The sequence below is a fragment of the Hymenobacter sp. YIM 151858-1 genome, from assembly GCF_025979705.1.
Classification (GTDB): domain Bacteria; phylum Bacteroidota; class Bacteroidia; order Cytophagales; family Hymenobacteraceae; genus Solirubrum.
Genome location: NZ_CP110136.1, coordinates 910,778 through 924,544 on the forward strand (window position 1 = coordinate 910,778; position 13,767 = coordinate 924,544).

Sequence of the window (13,767 nt, forward strand, 5' to 3'; positions counted from 1 at the left end):
TTTGCCTTTCGCAGGGGCGTGATGATTGGAGGAAAGGATTTCACAATCAGTTCGGGCCATACGCAACCGTGCTTATATGCTGTAAGCTTAAATGGCAGAGTCTTGTTCGGGGAAGCTGTTACGAATTGAAGCGGCGCTGTAAAAAATCAGGCAGTAAAAAAGCCCAGCGGCCGTTAGGCCACTGGGCTTACAAAATCAGCGGTGCTAAGCTTATGCGTTGTTAGCAGCGTTTTTGGGCGGACGGCCCGGACCGCGGCGGCGGCCTTCACCGGCCTCCCCGCCTTCGGCGGTGGGTTTGCGGCCTGGTTTCTTACGCTGGGTTGGCTCGTAAGCAGGGTCGAGCAATTCGGCCAGCTCGTTCAGGGCAGATTGCACCTTGCCGTGAGCACGACGAATTTCCCGCACCAAATTTTCGTTGCGACCCGCATCTTCCAATACTTTCTGCAGGTGCTGAAGGTTTAGTTCGGCCATTTTATATCAGTGGTTAATGGTTCAAATTCTGAACAAAGAAACGAGAATAAAGAAATAAAGTATCGGCCTAGGTATTTTTTTTCTGGCGAAATACCAAAATAATGCCTGACCATGCCGGCGTAAATTTGAAATACGTGCAGAGGTAAAGGCGAAATTCGGCCGCAGTTCGGCTTTGGTGCACTCCTCCGTTTTTGCTAGCCTGCCGCCCGTATTTATAGCCTTGTCCTAGGTGCAAACGCTCGTAATACAGCTATTGGCACCGGAATATTTATTCACCAACGCCCGTTTCGTCGGCCGAAATACGCCACAGCCGGAATGCCTCCGCGCGGCTTGCCGCCTTGCTCGAAACCCGGGCCGGATGGCAATTTTTGAGGTATGCACCGTTAAATTTCATCGGGTCGGTTTCGGTTACCAGGCACACAATTGTTTCGGCTGCTTTTTCATTTGATCGGGCAAACGGCAGCGCCAGCAACACCATGGCGCGCATTAACCACGAGCTGTGCAACCACAAATTAGAACGCACCAAACCGGGGTGTAAGCAGTGGGCCGTAATAGGGGTGAGCTCCAAGCGCTCGGCCAGTGCTTTGGTAAACAAAATATTAGCCAGTTTCGAATCGCAATAAGCCGTAAATGCGCTACTGCGGTTGGGGTCGATGCGCGCCTCGATGGTGCTTTCAATTTCGCCCAGCCAGTGCGCCTCGGATGCCACCGTGATTATGCGGGCACCAGCGCCGGCCTGCTCCAGCAGCGGCAGCAAACGGTTAGTGATTACAAACGGAGCCAGGTGGTTGGTAACCCAGCAAAGTTCGTGGCCTTCGTCGGTTGCGATAAGCTTATCGGGCAACACGCCGGCGTTGTTAATCAGCACATCGAGCTTGGGGTAGCGGTCCAGAATCTCATCGCACAGCTGATGCACCTCGGCCAGTATGGCCAGGTCGCAGAGCAACAGCTCGGGGGCGGGCGTGTTGGGCGCGGCTGCGGCCTGCACCTCGGCCAGGGCCTGTTGGCCACGGGCCTGGTTGCGGCACACCAGCAGCAGGTGCGCACCTAGGGCGGCTAGGAGTTTGGCGGCGGCAAGGCCAATGCCCGCCGATGCGCCCGTGAGTAAAATTGTGCGGCCGTGCAGCGGCCGTTTGGCAGTAGTAGTAGGCATGGTGGAGAAGCCGGAAATAGCTGGAGGCCTCTGGCTTGGGTGCATACGCAAAAATGCCGCTTCCGGTAACCGGAAGCGGCATTTGCAGTATCATTTGCAGCGGCTGCTTAGAAAGGCAGGTCGTTGTCGTCGTCCGAAGCAATGGGGGCCGGGCGCTGCGGCTGGGCATCGCGGCGCAGGCCGGGGTTGTTGTTGGCAGCCGGAGCCGAGTAACCGCCGCTCTGCTGAGCGCCCGCGCTGGCACCACCACCCGCCGACGGCTCAATGCGCCAGGCTTCGAGGTTGGTGAAGTACAGCATCTGGCCGTTTTTGTTGAAGCCGCGGCCACGCAGGTTGAACTGAACGCGTACCTCGTCGCCGATTTTGTATTGGTCGATCAGTGCGGTTTTGTCTTGTACCAGCTGAAATTTGATATGCTCGGGATACTGGCCGTCTACGACTTCCAGCACGAACTCGCGCTTGCGGAATTTCTCGCTCACCTGTTGCTCGTCCATGATGTCGTGCAGGCGGCCGGTAGCTTCGTAAGCCATAGTCAATGAAAGGAGGGATGTTGAAAATTTATAAGCCAAATCTACGAAAAATAATTCCGGATGGGTGGTGCCGGGCCGTGGTTGGTGGCTCACTTTTGCACTCCTATATATAATAAGGAGTAGCCCACCCGGCGGCGGTGGGCAAACCGCCCACCGCCGTTGCCGTACTTGTGGCTCAGCAACTCAATCTTACTGCATGTCGCACATTGCCCTTGCCCTGCACGGCGGCGCCGGCACCATTGCCCGCAACCAGCTGCTCCCCGAGGCCGAATACGAATACCGCCAGGCTTTGCAGCATGCCTTGCTCGCCGGCTACGATTTGCTGCGGCAGGGCGCGCCGGCCCTCGATGCGGTGGAGCACACCGTGGTGCAGCTCGAAAACAACCCGTTGTTTAATGCCGGCCGCGGTGCCGTGTTCACCCACGAGGGCCACCACGAGCTCGATGCTTCTATCATGGACGGCCGCACCAAGCAGGCCGGAGCCGTAACGGGTGTGCGGGCGGTGCAAAACCCCATCAGGGCGGCGCGCCTGGTGATGGAGCGCTCCGAGCACGTGCTGTTGGCCTGGCCCGGCGCCGAGGAGTTTGCCCGCCAGCAAGGGTTGGCCATGCAGCCGCCTGCGTATTTCTTTACCGAGCACCGCTATGCGCAACTGCAGGAGGCGCTGGCGAGCGGCCGCATCCGTCTCGACCACAGCCACGACGCCCCGCTCGACGAGCCCAATAAATTCGACGAAGACCCGAAGCGCAAGATGGGAACGGTTGGAGCCGTGGCCTGCGACCAATACGGAAACCTGGCGGCGGCCACCAGCACGGGCGGCATGACGAACAAGCGGTTTTCGCGCGTGGGCGACTCGCCCATTATCGGGGCGGGCACCTGGGCCGACAACCGTACGTGCGCCATCAGCTGCACCGGCCACGGCGAGTTTTTTATCCGGGCTGTGGTGGCGCATGATATTGCCTGCCTGATGGAGTACCGGGGCCTGAGCCTGGCCGAAGCCTGCCACGTGGTGGTGCACGATAAACTGGCCCCCGTTGGCGGCGAAGGCGGACTGGTAGCCGTGGATGCCGCCGGCAACATCGCCTTGCCCTTCAACTCCGAAGGCATGTACCGGGCCAGCATCAGCAGCTACGCGCCCTTGTTTGTGGGCATCTACCACGACGAATAACAACCCCTAGGTGTTCTGGGCCTTTGGCGCTGGCAGCACCTAGGCAGGTGGCAAAGAGCAGCGGCCCCGGTAGTGCCATGACTACCGGGGCCGCTCCATATATATTAAGGAGTAGCAGGCTTACGACGCCGGGCGTACTTCAACGGCTGGCCGATGCGCTTCCACTGCAGCATCGTGGGTTGCCTTGTCGACAAAAAATCTGCGTTCCTGAATATCGTACACGTTGCCTTTCGCCAGCACGTGCATGGTAATGTTCTCAATCGAGAGGGCCGTGCCCTTGGGAGCAGCGGCCGTGTTGTTGTGCCGGATGTGGTGGCCATCGATAATGATGACCAGATTGGAGCCGATGGTTTCGATGAGGTTGCCGTTGCGGATAAGCACGCCTGTGTCCTCGCCCAAGCCAATGCCGATGAACGTGGGATGCAAACCCACCGATTCAATCAGGCGACCAAAACGGCCGCGCTTTACAAAGTGCGAGTCGATGATAACGTTCGGAATCAGGCTCAGGCCCGTGCCCATTTTCACGGCGCCCTTCATCAGCGACTCCGGTACCGAGCCGCCCCGGATCATGATGTGCGACATGGCCATGGCGCCGGCGCTGGTGCCCGCAATTACAAAATCGGGCTCGGCAAAGTAGCGCTGCGTCAGGATTTCCAGAAAGCGCGTGCCGCAAAACATTTCCCTGAGCCGCGACTGGTCGCCGCCCGAAAACATCACCAGGTCGGCCGCGAGCAGGCGTTCGAGCATTTCGGGCTGATCGGTGTCTTGCGGAACCCGGATGTCCATCACGCCCACGTCGAGGCAGTTCAGCATGCCAAACGACGATACGTAGATGCGCCCGACCTCCTCCGGAATCATGGAGGCGGTGGTGATTACCTCGATGCGCGGGTTGGTTTTGCCGCTTTCCAACACAATGCGCTTCAGAATGCCCAGCTCAAAAAAATTGAGGTAGTACTTCTTCTTTTTGCGCGGGTTGGGGTAAGTGCCTTTGTCTTCGTTGCCCCCAACGGCAATCAGTTTACCCTGTGGTTTCGGTGCGTTCAACTAGCAGAAAAGTGAGGCGTGGGTGAGTGAGAAAGGAGAGAATCGGAACGTATGCTGCATGAAGCAACTCCTGCGCCAAAAAGTGCCAAAAGGCTAAGCGAATGTTGGCTTGCCAACCAGCGTGTCGAGGGTGCTGGTTGAAACCGAGTGGTAGTTGCCGCGGGCCTGGGCGTATATCTGGCGGGCGCGCTCCTGGCCCTCGGGTGTGGCCAGCAAGGCTTTGTAGAGCGGAACCAGAAATTTGCGGCGGCCAACGCGCGTAAGAAAATCCTGCAGCGCGGTGTTGGCCGGTGCATAGTGGGCGCCAACAGCCAACGGAAACCAGGCCGTCAGGATTTCGGCGTTGCCCGAATTGGTAAAGCCGAAGGCTTTATCCAAGTCGGCAAGCTGCTCGGGGCTGATGTGCTCAGGCAAGCCGTGCAGGAAATGTACCCACTCGTGCGTGCTCCAGGTGTGGGTTTCGAGTGCAGCCGGAACGGCGCCGTGCCGCCAGGCTTGCAAAGCCGCCTCCACGCTGGCAAACCGCTCCGACTGAACCGGCGGCGCCATTGGCGGAATACCTGGGGCGTTTATCCAGGTTTCGAGCTGTAATTGCGCTTCGGCACCCGGTACCTGGCTGAGCAGCTCGCGGCGCAGGTACGCCACAAAGTGCGCGGTATCCATCGACTGGAAGGCGTGCTCGGAGAAGTACTGGGTGATGAAAGCGTCGAGCTTTTCGCGGCCCACGATGCTCTCAAGGGTTAGGAGCAGGTAGTTGCCTTTTTCGTAGGCAATTTCGTTGAGGCCCTCGTCGGGGTCGCGGCCGGCGAGCTGCAGGTGCAGGTGGGTGTCGGGGCTGTTGGCACCTAGCTCCTCAATGGTGTGGTGCAAGGCCGTTTGGCCCAGTACCTGCAGCATGTCGGCGTAGTCGCGGCCGTACAGCCGCTCCATGATGCGCCGCTCAAAGTACACCGTAAAGCCTTCGTTCAGCCAGAAGTCGTTCCAGGTGGCGTTCGTCACGAGGTTGCCCGACCAGGAGTGGGCCAGCTCGTGCGCTACCAGGCTGGTCAGGCTTCGGTCGCCGGCCAGGATGGTGGGCGTTACGAAAGTAAGGCGCGGGTTTTCCATACCGCCGAAGGGGAATGAGGGTGGCAGCACCAGCAAATCGTACCGCTCCCAGCGGTAGGGGCCGTACAACTCCTCGGCTGCGCCCACCATCTGCTCGAGGTCGGCAAACTCGTGGGTAGCGCTGGGCAGCGTAGCCGGCTCGGCGTAAATACCGGTGCGGTTGCTCAGGGCCTGAAACTGCAGGTTGCCCACGGCCAGCGCCATGAGGTAGGAGGGAATGGGCTGCGGCATGCGGAACGTATACTCGCCCGAAGCCGAAAGCTGCTGCGGGTTTTCGGCGCTCATCAGGGCGAGCAGCTCTTTGGGTCCGTTCACGGTGGCTTCGTAGGTGAAGCGTACGCCCGGCGAGTCCTGGCACGGAATCCAGGTGCGCGCCAGAATGGCCTGCGACTGGGTAAACAAAAACGGGTGCTGCTTGCCGGCCGTTTGCTCGGGCGTTAGCCACTGCAGGGCGGCGGCCTCCGGCGAGGTGCGGTAGAGCACGGTTACCGAACGGGTAGTGGGGTGCACGTGAATGCGCATTGGTCGGCCGAGCACGGGGTCGGGTTCGCCAAGCTCAAAGGCCGTAAGCGTGGTATCGTTATCGAGGGTAACCGCTTCAATGGCCAGGTCGCGGGTGTCAAGCCACAGTTCCGTAATGCCCGGCTGTACCTCCACCTGCCACGTGGCTTTGCCCAGCAAGCGCTTGGCGGCAAAGTCGACGGTGAGGTGGAGCACCAAGTGGCGCACCACGGCCTCTTGCGGGCGGGCGCAGCTGTGCGGGTCGGAAGCCAGAAGCGTTTTAACCATGCTATATATAATAAGGAGTGAAACCGGGCGGCGCCGGTGGCCAATGTTGCCTACGCACGAACCGGCCCCAAAGATAACCCCCTACGTGGCGGGACCGTTTGGAGCCGCCGGCACCTAGGGCGAGCGGCCGAAACCAATGAGCGCGTAGGGCTGAAAACCGAGCCGCTGAGCAGCAAGATGCCGGCTCGCATCGTTTTACAATTATCTTGCAGGCTGGAAGAGAGTAACTCAGGCAACCTGTAACGGGCTGTTGGAGTACAATCAAGCAGCCCGCAGCGGCGGCCCTGTGGTTCAGGGATGCCACCGCCGCCCCGCGGAAGTGCCGCTTTGTTTTTCCACCATACTCATGAAGTCATCGGTTCAAACCGTTTTTCTGTCCACCTTACGGCTGATGCTGGCTTTCTGCCTGCTGCTGGTTACTGCCTCGTGCAGCCAGGAGCAAAAGGAGAAAGTGCAGGACGCAGCCGCTGATCTGCTGCCGGGCACCGCCGCTAAAAAAGCCGGCCCGCAGCCGCGCATCGATACCGTGTACGTTGAGAAGTACATGGCCGCGAAGCCGGCGTTCAAAGGCGAAATCGAATGGGGTAAAAAATTCTACAAGGAGCGCGAAGGCCGCCTAGGTTGGTTTCGTGAGCACGAAGTGGTGCCCCATGCCGAGCGTATGCTCTCGGTGCTCAAGAAAGCCGGCGAAGAAGGCCTCGACCCCAAGGACTACAAAGTCGTTGATTTCGACAAGCTTTTCGCGCAGCTGAAAGAAGCCCCCGATACCACCGCCCGCAACGCGCTCGAAAAAGAGATTGATGTCGCGCTATCAGCCACTTACTTCAATTGGGCCGATGATTTTTATCGCGGCCTGGTAAACCCGCGCGAGGTAAAAAACATCGACTGGAAGATCAAGCGTAACAAAATCAAGTTGCACAAGGCGCTCATGACCATCCTGCAGGAGCGGGAAAGCACGTACCCCTACTACGAGTTTGAGCCCCTGCACCCCGAGTACGACCGGTTGCGCGAGGCCCTGGCCCGCTTCCGTACCATGCAGCGCAACGGCGGCTGGGCCACCGTGCCGGCCGTGAAACGCCTGCGCCCCAACGATACCTCGGCCGTAGTACCGGCGCTACGCCGCCGCCTCTTTGGCTTCAGGCCCGATGGCACCCCGAACCCGGAGCTTGCGGCTCAACCGCAGGCAGTACCGGTATCGAACAAAGCAGGACAGGCCGGCGCCACGGGTGTGCAAGAATCGCGCACCTACGATGCTGAGCTCGTGGCTGCCGTCAAGGCATTTCAGCAACAGAACGGCCTGAACCCCGACGGCAACCTAGGGCCCGAAACCATCAAGCTGCTCAACATCCCGCTGCAGCAGCGCATCGATCAGATCATCCTGAACATGGAGCGTTGGCGCTGGATTCCGAAGCGCTTCGAGCCCAACTACCTGCTCGTAAATATCCCCGACTACCACATGTGGGTGTACGAGAACGGCAAGCCCGCCATCGACATGCGCGTGATTGTGGGCAAGCAGCTGAACGCAACTCCCGTGTTCAGCGACAAGATGGAATACGTGGTGCTGGCGCCGTACTGGAACGTGCCCTTTAGCATCATCGACAAAGAGCTGCGTCCTGGTTTGGAGCGCGATGCTGCCGGCTACCTTGAGCGCCTCGACATGGAGGTGGTGAAAGGCTCCGGTGCCAAGGCCACGCCGGTCGACCCATCGAGCATCGATTGGGCCAACCTCACCGAAGGCAAGTGGAAGTACACGCTGCGCAAGCGCCCAGGGCCGCGCAACGACCTAGGCGACGTTAAGTTTTTGTTCCCGAACTCGGAGGACATCTACCTGCACGACACGCCCAACGACGAACTCTTCAGCCAGGCCAAACGTGGTTTCAGCCACGGCTGCGTGCGCGTAGAGCGGCCCCTGGAGTTGGCCGAGTACCTGCTGCGTAACAAGCCCGGTTGGGACATGACCAAAATTCAGGAAACCGTAGCGGCGGGGAAGGAGCAGTACGTAACGCTTCCGGAGAAGCTGCCCGTTTACCTGGTGTACTTTACTACCTGGGTCGACGACGCTGGCAACGTGCACTTCCGCGACGACATCTACGGCCACGACAAATCTTTGGCCCGGGAGTACTTTAGCACCTAGGGGTTCCCTTGGTACGATGGCTGCCCCAAACCAGAGCCCATTCGATTTGGTAGTTTCCGAGGGGCATCCGCAGAACTAGTCTGCGACTTCTGATAGTTACAACAAAGCGCCCCGGCACCGTAGCCGGGGCGCTTTGTTTTTTGCCCGAAGGACATCCGGCAACCAGATGAGCGGAAAGGACTACAGAAAACCTACGCGGCATAGTCTTGAAGCGGACCAAGTAAGACCAGCAAGGAGCAGAATCAGATAAATTACTATTAGTGAACTTATGTAAACAGCAGATATCGTTTGTAAACAAAAGTAACTAAAGGATGCCCTGTATAGATATGTAATTACATTTGTAATGGCGGCCATTGACTGTCCATTCGCTTTACTCATTAGTGTGTAGGTTTGTAACCAGCCTTTCTTGCTATGCTCGATCGAATTCGCCAGCTTATCCAAGCACGCCAGCTTTCCTCCACGCAGTTTGCCGATGCCATAGGCGTTGCACGGCCAATTGTGAGCCACATATTGAGCGGCCGTAACAAGCCAAGCCTGGAGGTGGTGCAGAAGATACTGGCAGCATTTCCGGATCTGTCGATGGCTTGGCTGCTTAATGGCCAAGGGGCAATGCTTTCATCGAAGCCAATGAGCCCGCCTCAGGTCTCTGTTAAGCCGATTGCGGCTAGCTCGGCTACTGCGCCACCCAAACGGGGCGTTAAGGCCGCTACGGAGCCCGAGAAGCCTGCAGAAAGCTATAAAGCGCCGAGTATCGCTCTACCAGCCTCGTCAGAAGCCCCGGACGCTATTGCCGACGCTACACCGACTGCTCCGCCCGATCTTCCCTTAGGCGCTGGCTCCCCGCCTCCTGGCCCCAACAATAGTGCGGGTACCATCAGCAGCAGAGCCATTCCTGAAGTGGTGGCCCAACCTGCTGTTACACAACCAAAAACCATTCGCAGAGTATTGATATTCTATAGCGATGGGACTTTCACCGACTACACTCCTGCAACCGAACCTGCCTAAGCGTGTCTGTGGCGAAAACTGCTGCTGTCCAACTGTCGTACTTACTGCAGGAGCATTAAGATGGCATCCGATTTCCGATGCAATTGTGTCTGGTTGTCAACCACAAGCCAACAGGTTGCTTAATATTATAAGTCCAATTGTATAGGATGATAATGTGGCTTGGTACTTGTTAATCGAATGCTTATTATAAATCGTTGATAGCCAGCGGTAAAATGCTCTACATGTGAAGTGCATTGATAAGGCTTTAACCCGTGTTGTACAGATGATGACCTTATTTTTTTAGTTCTATTAACGGTGTCGCTGCGGTGTTAATGGATAGACTGCTTGTTTGGCGTATTTTCAACATCTGATGCTAATAATTGTAACACGATGGTTTCCGTGAAATGTACAACAGGTTGCCTTGCTCTGGCACTGGTTTCAGCCTGTAGTCAGGCTTTCAGCTGGCCTGATCTTCATGATCTGGGTTTACGCAGGATGCGGTGATCAGGCCAAGGACAATGGAGTGGTTTTTAATAACCACTAAACTTAGACCACAGCATAAGTCATAGTTTCCGGATGATTACAGTTGTTATTTGTAAACAGGGCGTTTGATCGAACCCGAATCCGTGCTCCATAACTCACTTAAGGCCGGTGCGTATTTCGGCTTGACGATCTAATCCGGCGCACTTACCTTTGGGGTATGAAAAAGTCCTGCCTGCTTGCATTATTTGCTTGGGTTGCTGTGCTGGCCACGTCGTGCACGCCTCCCCCTGATGCCGAAAAAGATCCGAACGCCGATGCTGCTTACAAGCGCGAACACCGGCCGGAAGGTTACCGCGAAGCCCAGAGCAGTCAGCCGAACGCCATCGAGCAGTAATCTGGCTCTGCGCAGTTGGTGCCAGCCTCCCGAAAAAGCAGCAGCCCCGCCTGAGGTACCTCAGGCGGGGCTGCTGCTTTTTCGGGTCCTAGGTGTGTTGCACCAGCGCAGGCTCCGGCACCGGCTGCAGCGAGGGAAGTTTGATACCTGCAATTAATTGCTCCTCCAGCAGCTGAGCCCAGGTGCGCAGATACAGCACCACATCGTCGCGCATGTTGTGGCGTAGCGCATTGCGCCGCTCGAACGGAATGGCCGCCCGGATGGTCGGGTCGGAGAGGCGCTCCAGATGGGCCAGGTCAGAGCGGGTAAAGCCGGCGGCCAGCATCTCGTCGATGGTCTCGTCGATCGGCAAGCCGCTGGTAGGGCAGTAGTCGCGCAGCTGCTGGTCCCAGTCGCCGTAGCGCTGCAGCGCGCGGGCATGGATTTCGGCTTTGCTGAGCTGGGTAATGGTTTGGGCCAGGTGGCCGCAGTTGCAACTCCCCATGTGGCCCCACTGGTAGGGTGCCTGCGTTGCTAGTCGTTGCGCCGTGGTGCGGAGGGTTTCGATAACAGAAAGCGAGCAAGTAGCCATAAAGAAGTACCGAAAGGAAGAAAATTGCGGTGCTCTGGTGTCGGGCGTCCACATGAACGTACCAGCTATATAAGCAAACCGGCCTTGGTTTTGTTCGGCATCCAGCCCTCTGGTCGCTGGGTTTGCCCAATGCCCACCGTGCTTGTGGCCTGCCAAAGGCCCTAGGTGCCAAAAGCAAAGCCCCCGCGCAGGGGCACGGGGGCTGTACTGACAGGCAAAGTACCTAGAGCTAGTCGCGGCGGCGCCGACGACCGGAACGGCCGTTGGGGCGCGGCTTGCCAGGGCCAGCTGCAGCAGCCCCCTGGCTTGGCGACGAAGCCTTGCTGCGGTTGTCTTGCTTCTGGCGCGGAGCCGTGGCTGGCCGGGCATGGCCCGCAGCGGCTCCGCGGTTGGCCTTAGCGCCGCCTCCGGTGGTGGCGGGCCCCCGGCCGGGGCGCGGCGGCCGGCCAGCCGGGCCTTTGGGCTTGGTAATGGTGGGGCCTTTGAGCGGCACCGGGGCTACGTCGTTGTTGGCGTACGAGTGGTTGTCGACCAACGGAATTTCGCGGTTAATCAGCCGCTGAATATCCTGCAGGTAAGCCCGCTCCTCCTGGTCGCAGAAGGACAGCGCCATGCCCTCGGCACCGGCCCGGCCGGTGCGGCCAATGCGGTGCACGTAGGTTTCGGGCTCGTTGGGTAGCTCGTAGTTTACTACGTGGCTCAGCTCGTCTACATCAATACCCCGGGCTGCCAGGTCGGTAGCCACCAACACCCGCGTTTCGCCGCTCTTGAAGTTTTGCAAAGCCCGCTGGCGCGCATTCTGCGATTTGTTGCCGTGAATGGCCTCCGCCACGATGCCTTTGGCATTCAGGCCCTTCGCTACCCGATCGGCGCCGTGTTTGGTACGGGTAAACACCAGCACGCGGCGCAGCTCAGGGTTGCTCAGCACCTCCAGCAGCAGGTAAGGCTTGTCGGTCTTCTCGATCATGTACACCGCCTGCTCCACCTTTTCGGCGGTGCTGGAAACGGGCGTAACCGCCACCTGCACGGGATTGCGCAAAATGCTATCAGCCAGCTGCTGAATGGTGGGCGGCATGGTGGCCGAGAAAAACAGCGACTGGCGTTGCTTGGGCAGCAGCGGCAGTATGCGCCGGATGTCGTTGATGAAACCCATGTCGAGCATGCGGTCGGCTTCATCCAGCACGAAAATTTCCAGGCGCTTCAGATCAATGTAGCCTTGGTTGATCAGGTCGAGCAGGCGGCCGGGGGTGGCAATCAGCACATCAACGCCGCGGCGGAGGGCCTCAACTTGCGGGTGCTGGCTTACGCCGCCGAAAATTACCGCATGGCGCAGCTTCAGGTTTTGCCCGTAAGTAGCAAAGCTTTCCCCGATCTGAATGGCCAGCTCGCGGGTGGGCGTCAGAATCAGCGCCCGAACGGCACGCGGGCCACTGGGCTGATTGGTGGGCTTCGAAAGATGAAGGCGCTGCAGCAGCGGCAAGGTAAAGGCCGCCGTTTTGCCGGTGCCGGTTTGGGCCACGCCCAGCAAATCGCGGGCGTCGAGCACATACGGAATGGCTTGCTGCTGAATGGGAGTGGGGCGCTCGTAGCCCGTAGCGTGCAAAGCTGTCAGCAGTTCTGGCAGCAGTTGGAGGTCGTTAAACGTCAAAATCAGGGGAAAAAGAAATGCGGCAAAGGGATAATCGGCCAAACAAAGGCCTGCATATTTGGCGTAAGTGGTGGTTCAGGCCTGTACCAATAGCATCCCATGAAGATTACAAAGGTAGAAACGGTTTACGACGGCTTCTATAAAATGCGCAAGCTGACGCTCGAACACGAAGGCGAACAGCTGATTCGGGAGCGTTTTGAGCCCGGAAACGCGGTAGCGGCGTTGGTTTTCGATACCAACAAACAACAGTTCGCATTCGTGCGACAATACCGCATCGGACCCGAAAAGGAAACGTTGGAGATACCGGCCGGGATGCTCGACAAGGAGGGCGAACCGGCCGAAGAGGCGATGCGCCGCGAAATAGAGGAGGAGTTGGGCTATGCCCTCGACAAGCTCGAGCACATCGTGGATATGTACCCTTCGCCGGGTGGCGACGCCGAGCAAATTTCGGTGTATTACGCCGAGGTAAGTCGGCGCATAGGCCAAGGCGGAGGGGCCGAAGGCGAGAACGAGAACATCACAGCCGTAATGTTGGGTTGGGATGAGCTGCTGCGCGAAAACCTGCAAGACGCCAAGACGCTCGTAGCCGTTCAGTGGGCCCAACTAAGGCGCCGCTAATGGCTTAACTAAATGCATAAACACCATCGTTGGCTGCTCAGCAAAGGCTGGAAAAGGCTGACAATGGTGTTTATGCATTTGGGTATACCTACTGAGTAACTACAATGTAGTCAAAGCGTTGCTTTAGCTTGTCATCAGCAATGCTCACCTGAACGGGGCCCGGTTCATCGGTTTTAACAAATGGAATAGTGCGGGTGCTCATGTACAAGTCGCGGTTCCAGAAGCGGCCCGTGCCCGGCGTGAGCTGCTGGCTGAGCAGTTGCTTGCCATCCTTGGTGGTGGCGGTTACCGTTAGCAGGCTAGGATCGGCGTTCTTGGCACCTTTGCGGTGCATGGTAATTACCAGCGTGCCGCCGGCGGGCAGGTTGTTGAAATGGCGCTGGTAGGTGCTGTCGGCCCAGTTGTTCATCTTCTTGAGCTCGTTGATGACAACCAGCATCTCGGAATACGGGCGGTAGGCAACGCGCGTGTACGTGCCTTCTACCTGCTGCTCCTCCTCGGTGTTCTTGGTAACGTTTTGTACGTACTGGCACTCGTCGTCTTTTTTCGGGCGCAGGTACTTCTTGCGCTCGGCACCGGGGTCGGCTTGGGCATGGGCCGCTGATGCACCTAGCACCAGCAGGGTAAACAGGGTAAAAAACTTCTTCATATCGCAGATGATTGGGCGCTGCTT

Annotated in this window: 13 protein-coding genes; 5 read left to right on the forward strand and 8 right to left on the reverse strand. The window is 58.4% G+C overall.

The window, feature by feature from the left end:
* Nucleotides 1-210 precede the first annotated feature (210 nt).
* The 3 genes from OIS50_RS03825 to OIS50_RS03835 form a co-directional block, all read right to left on the reverse strand.
* Entirely contained in the window at nt 211-471 is a 261-nt protein-coding gene (locus tag OIS50_RS03825; RefSeq protein WP_264693006.1) for a hypothetical protein, read from the reverse strand.
* 268 nt (nt 472-739) lie between these two features.
* Entirely contained in the window at nt 740-1,624 is an 885-nt protein-coding gene (locus OIS50_RS03830; RefSeq protein ID WP_264693007.1) for an SDR family NAD(P)-dependent oxidoreductase, read from the reverse strand.
* Between the two features lie 107 nt (nt 1,625-1,731).
* Entirely contained in the window at nt 1,732-2,154 is a 423-nt protein-coding gene (locus tag OIS50_RS03835; protein ID WP_264693008.1) for a DUF3127 domain-containing protein, read from the reverse strand.
* A 196-nt stretch (nt 2,155-2,350) separates the two neighbouring features.
* Between OIS50_RS03835 and OIS50_RS03840 the strand changes: the two genes are divergently transcribed.
* Nucleotides 2,351-3,322, forward strand: coding sequence for an isoaspartyl peptidase/L-asparaginase family protein (locus OIS50_RS03840; protein ID WP_264693009.1), 972 nt, complete (start codon nt 2,351-2,353; stop codon nt 3,320-3,322).
* A gap of 120 nt (nt 3,323-3,442) precedes the next feature.
* Here the strand turns inward: OIS50_RS03840 and OIS50_RS03845 are convergent, their stop codons facing one another.
* Nucleotides 3,443-4,366 carry a cyanophycinase gene (locus OIS50_RS03845; protein WP_264693010.1) on the reverse strand — a complete coding sequence of 308 codons (924 nt, stop codon included), beginning with the start codon at nt 4,364-4,366 and terminating at the stop codon, nt 3,443-3,445.
* Nucleotides 4,367-4,459: 93 nt separating this feature from the next.
* Nucleotides 4,460-6,262, reverse strand: a complete 1,803-nt coding sequence (locus OIS50_RS03850) for a M1 family metallopeptidase (RefSeq protein ID WP_264693011.1) — start codon at nt 6,260-6,262, stop codon at nt 4,460-4,462.
* Between the two features lie 346 nt (nt 6,263-6,608).
* Between OIS50_RS03850 and OIS50_RS03855 the strand changes: the two genes are divergently transcribed.
* The 3 genes from OIS50_RS03855 (at nt 6,609) to OIS50_RS03865 (ending at nt 10,257) form a co-directional block, all read left to right on the forward strand.
* Nucleotides 6,609-8,396 carry a L,D-transpeptidase family protein gene (locus tag OIS50_RS03855; protein WP_264693012.1) on the forward strand — a complete coding sequence of 596 codons (1,788 nt, stop codon included), beginning with the start codon at nt 6,609-6,611 and terminating at the stop codon, nt 8,394-8,396.
* Between the two features lie 411 nt (nt 8,397-8,807).
* The gene (locus tag OIS50_RS03860) at nt 8,808-9,401 is read left to right on the forward strand and encodes a helix-turn-helix domain-containing protein (RefSeq protein ID WP_264693013.1); all 594 of its coding nucleotides are present in this window, start codon (nt 8,808-8,810) and stop codon (nt 9,399-9,401) included.
* Between the two features lie 679 nt (nt 9,402-10,080).
* Nucleotides 10,081-10,257: a hypothetical protein gene (locus OIS50_RS03865; protein WP_160328170.1), complete on the forward strand. Its 177-nt coding sequence runs from the start codon at nt 10,081-10,083 to the stop codon at nt 10,255-10,257.
* Between the two features lie 88 nt (nt 10,258-10,345).
* On the opposite strand, the gene OIS50_RS03870 is transcribed toward OIS50_RS03865, so the two are convergent.
* A complete protein-coding gene (locus OIS50_RS03870; RefSeq protein ID WP_264693014.1) occupies nt 10,346-10,828 on the reverse strand; it encodes a hypothetical protein in 483 nt (160 codons plus the stop codon).
* 229 nt (nt 10,829-11,057) lie between these two features.
* Nucleotides 11,058-12,476: a DEAD/DEAH box helicase gene (locus OIS50_RS03875; protein ID WP_264693015.1), complete on the reverse strand. Its 1,419-nt coding sequence runs from the start codon at nt 12,474-12,476 to the stop codon at nt 11,058-11,060.
* 99 nt (nt 12,477-12,575) lie between these two features.
* Between OIS50_RS03875 and OIS50_RS03880 the strand changes: the two genes are divergently transcribed.
* On the forward strand, nt 12,576-13,094 hold the full coding sequence (locus OIS50_RS03880; RefSeq protein ID WP_264693016.1) for an NUDIX domain-containing protein: 519 nt from the start codon (nt 12,576-12,578) through the stop codon (nt 13,092-13,094).
* An 88-nt stretch (nt 13,095-13,182) separates the two neighbouring features.
* Here the strand turns inward: OIS50_RS03880 and OIS50_RS03885 are convergent, their stop codons facing one another.
* Nucleotides 13,183-13,743, reverse strand: coding sequence for a hypothetical protein (locus OIS50_RS03885; protein ID WP_264693017.1), 561 nt, complete (start codon nt 13,741-13,743; stop codon nt 13,183-13,185).
* Nucleotides 13,744-13,767: the final 24 nt, after the last annotated feature.

Bases quoted from the DNA above. Each gene is read 5' to 3' on its own strand.
- OIS50_RS03825 (WP_264693006.1), bottom strand. From the start codon at position 471: ATGGCCGAACTAAACCTTCAGCACCTGCAGAAAGTATTGGAAGATGCG.
- OIS50_RS03830 (WP_264693007.1), bottom strand. From the start codon at position 1,624: ATGCCTACTACTACTGCCAAACGGCCGCTGCACGGCCGCACAATTTTA.
- OIS50_RS03835 (WP_264693008.1), bottom strand. From the start codon at position 2,154: ATGGCTTACGAAGCTACCGGCCGCCTGCACGACATCATGGACGAGCAA.
- OIS50_RS03840 (WP_264693009.1), top strand. From the start codon at position 2,351: ATGTCGCACATTGCCCTTGCCCTGCACGGCGGCGCCGGCACCATTGCC.
- OIS50_RS03850 (WP_264693011.1), bottom strand. From the start codon at position 6,262: ATGGTTAAAACGCTTCTGGCTTCCGACCCGCACAGCTGCGCCCGCCCG.
- OIS50_RS03855 (WP_264693012.1), top strand. From the start codon at position 6,609: ATGAAGTCATCGGTTCAAACCGTTTTTCTGTCCACCTTACGGCTGATG.
- OIS50_RS03860 (WP_264693013.1), top strand. From the start codon at position 8,808: ATGCTCGATCGAATTCGCCAGCTTATCCAAGCACGCCAGCTTTCCTCC.
- OIS50_RS03865 (WP_160328170.1), top strand. From the start codon at position 10,081: ATGAAAAAGTCCTGCCTGCTTGCATTATTTGCTTGGGTTGCTGTGCTG.
- OIS50_RS03870 (WP_264693014.1), bottom strand. From the start codon at position 10,828: ATGGCTACTTGCTCGCTTTCTGTTATCGAAACCCTCCGCACCACGGCG.
- OIS50_RS03880 (WP_264693016.1), top strand. From the start codon at position 12,576: ATGAAGATTACAAAGGTAGAAACGGTTTACGACGGCTTCTATAAAATG.
- OIS50_RS03885 (WP_264693017.1), bottom strand. From the start codon at position 13,743: ATGAAGAAGTTTTTTACCCTGTTTACCCTGCTGGTGCTAGGTGCATCA.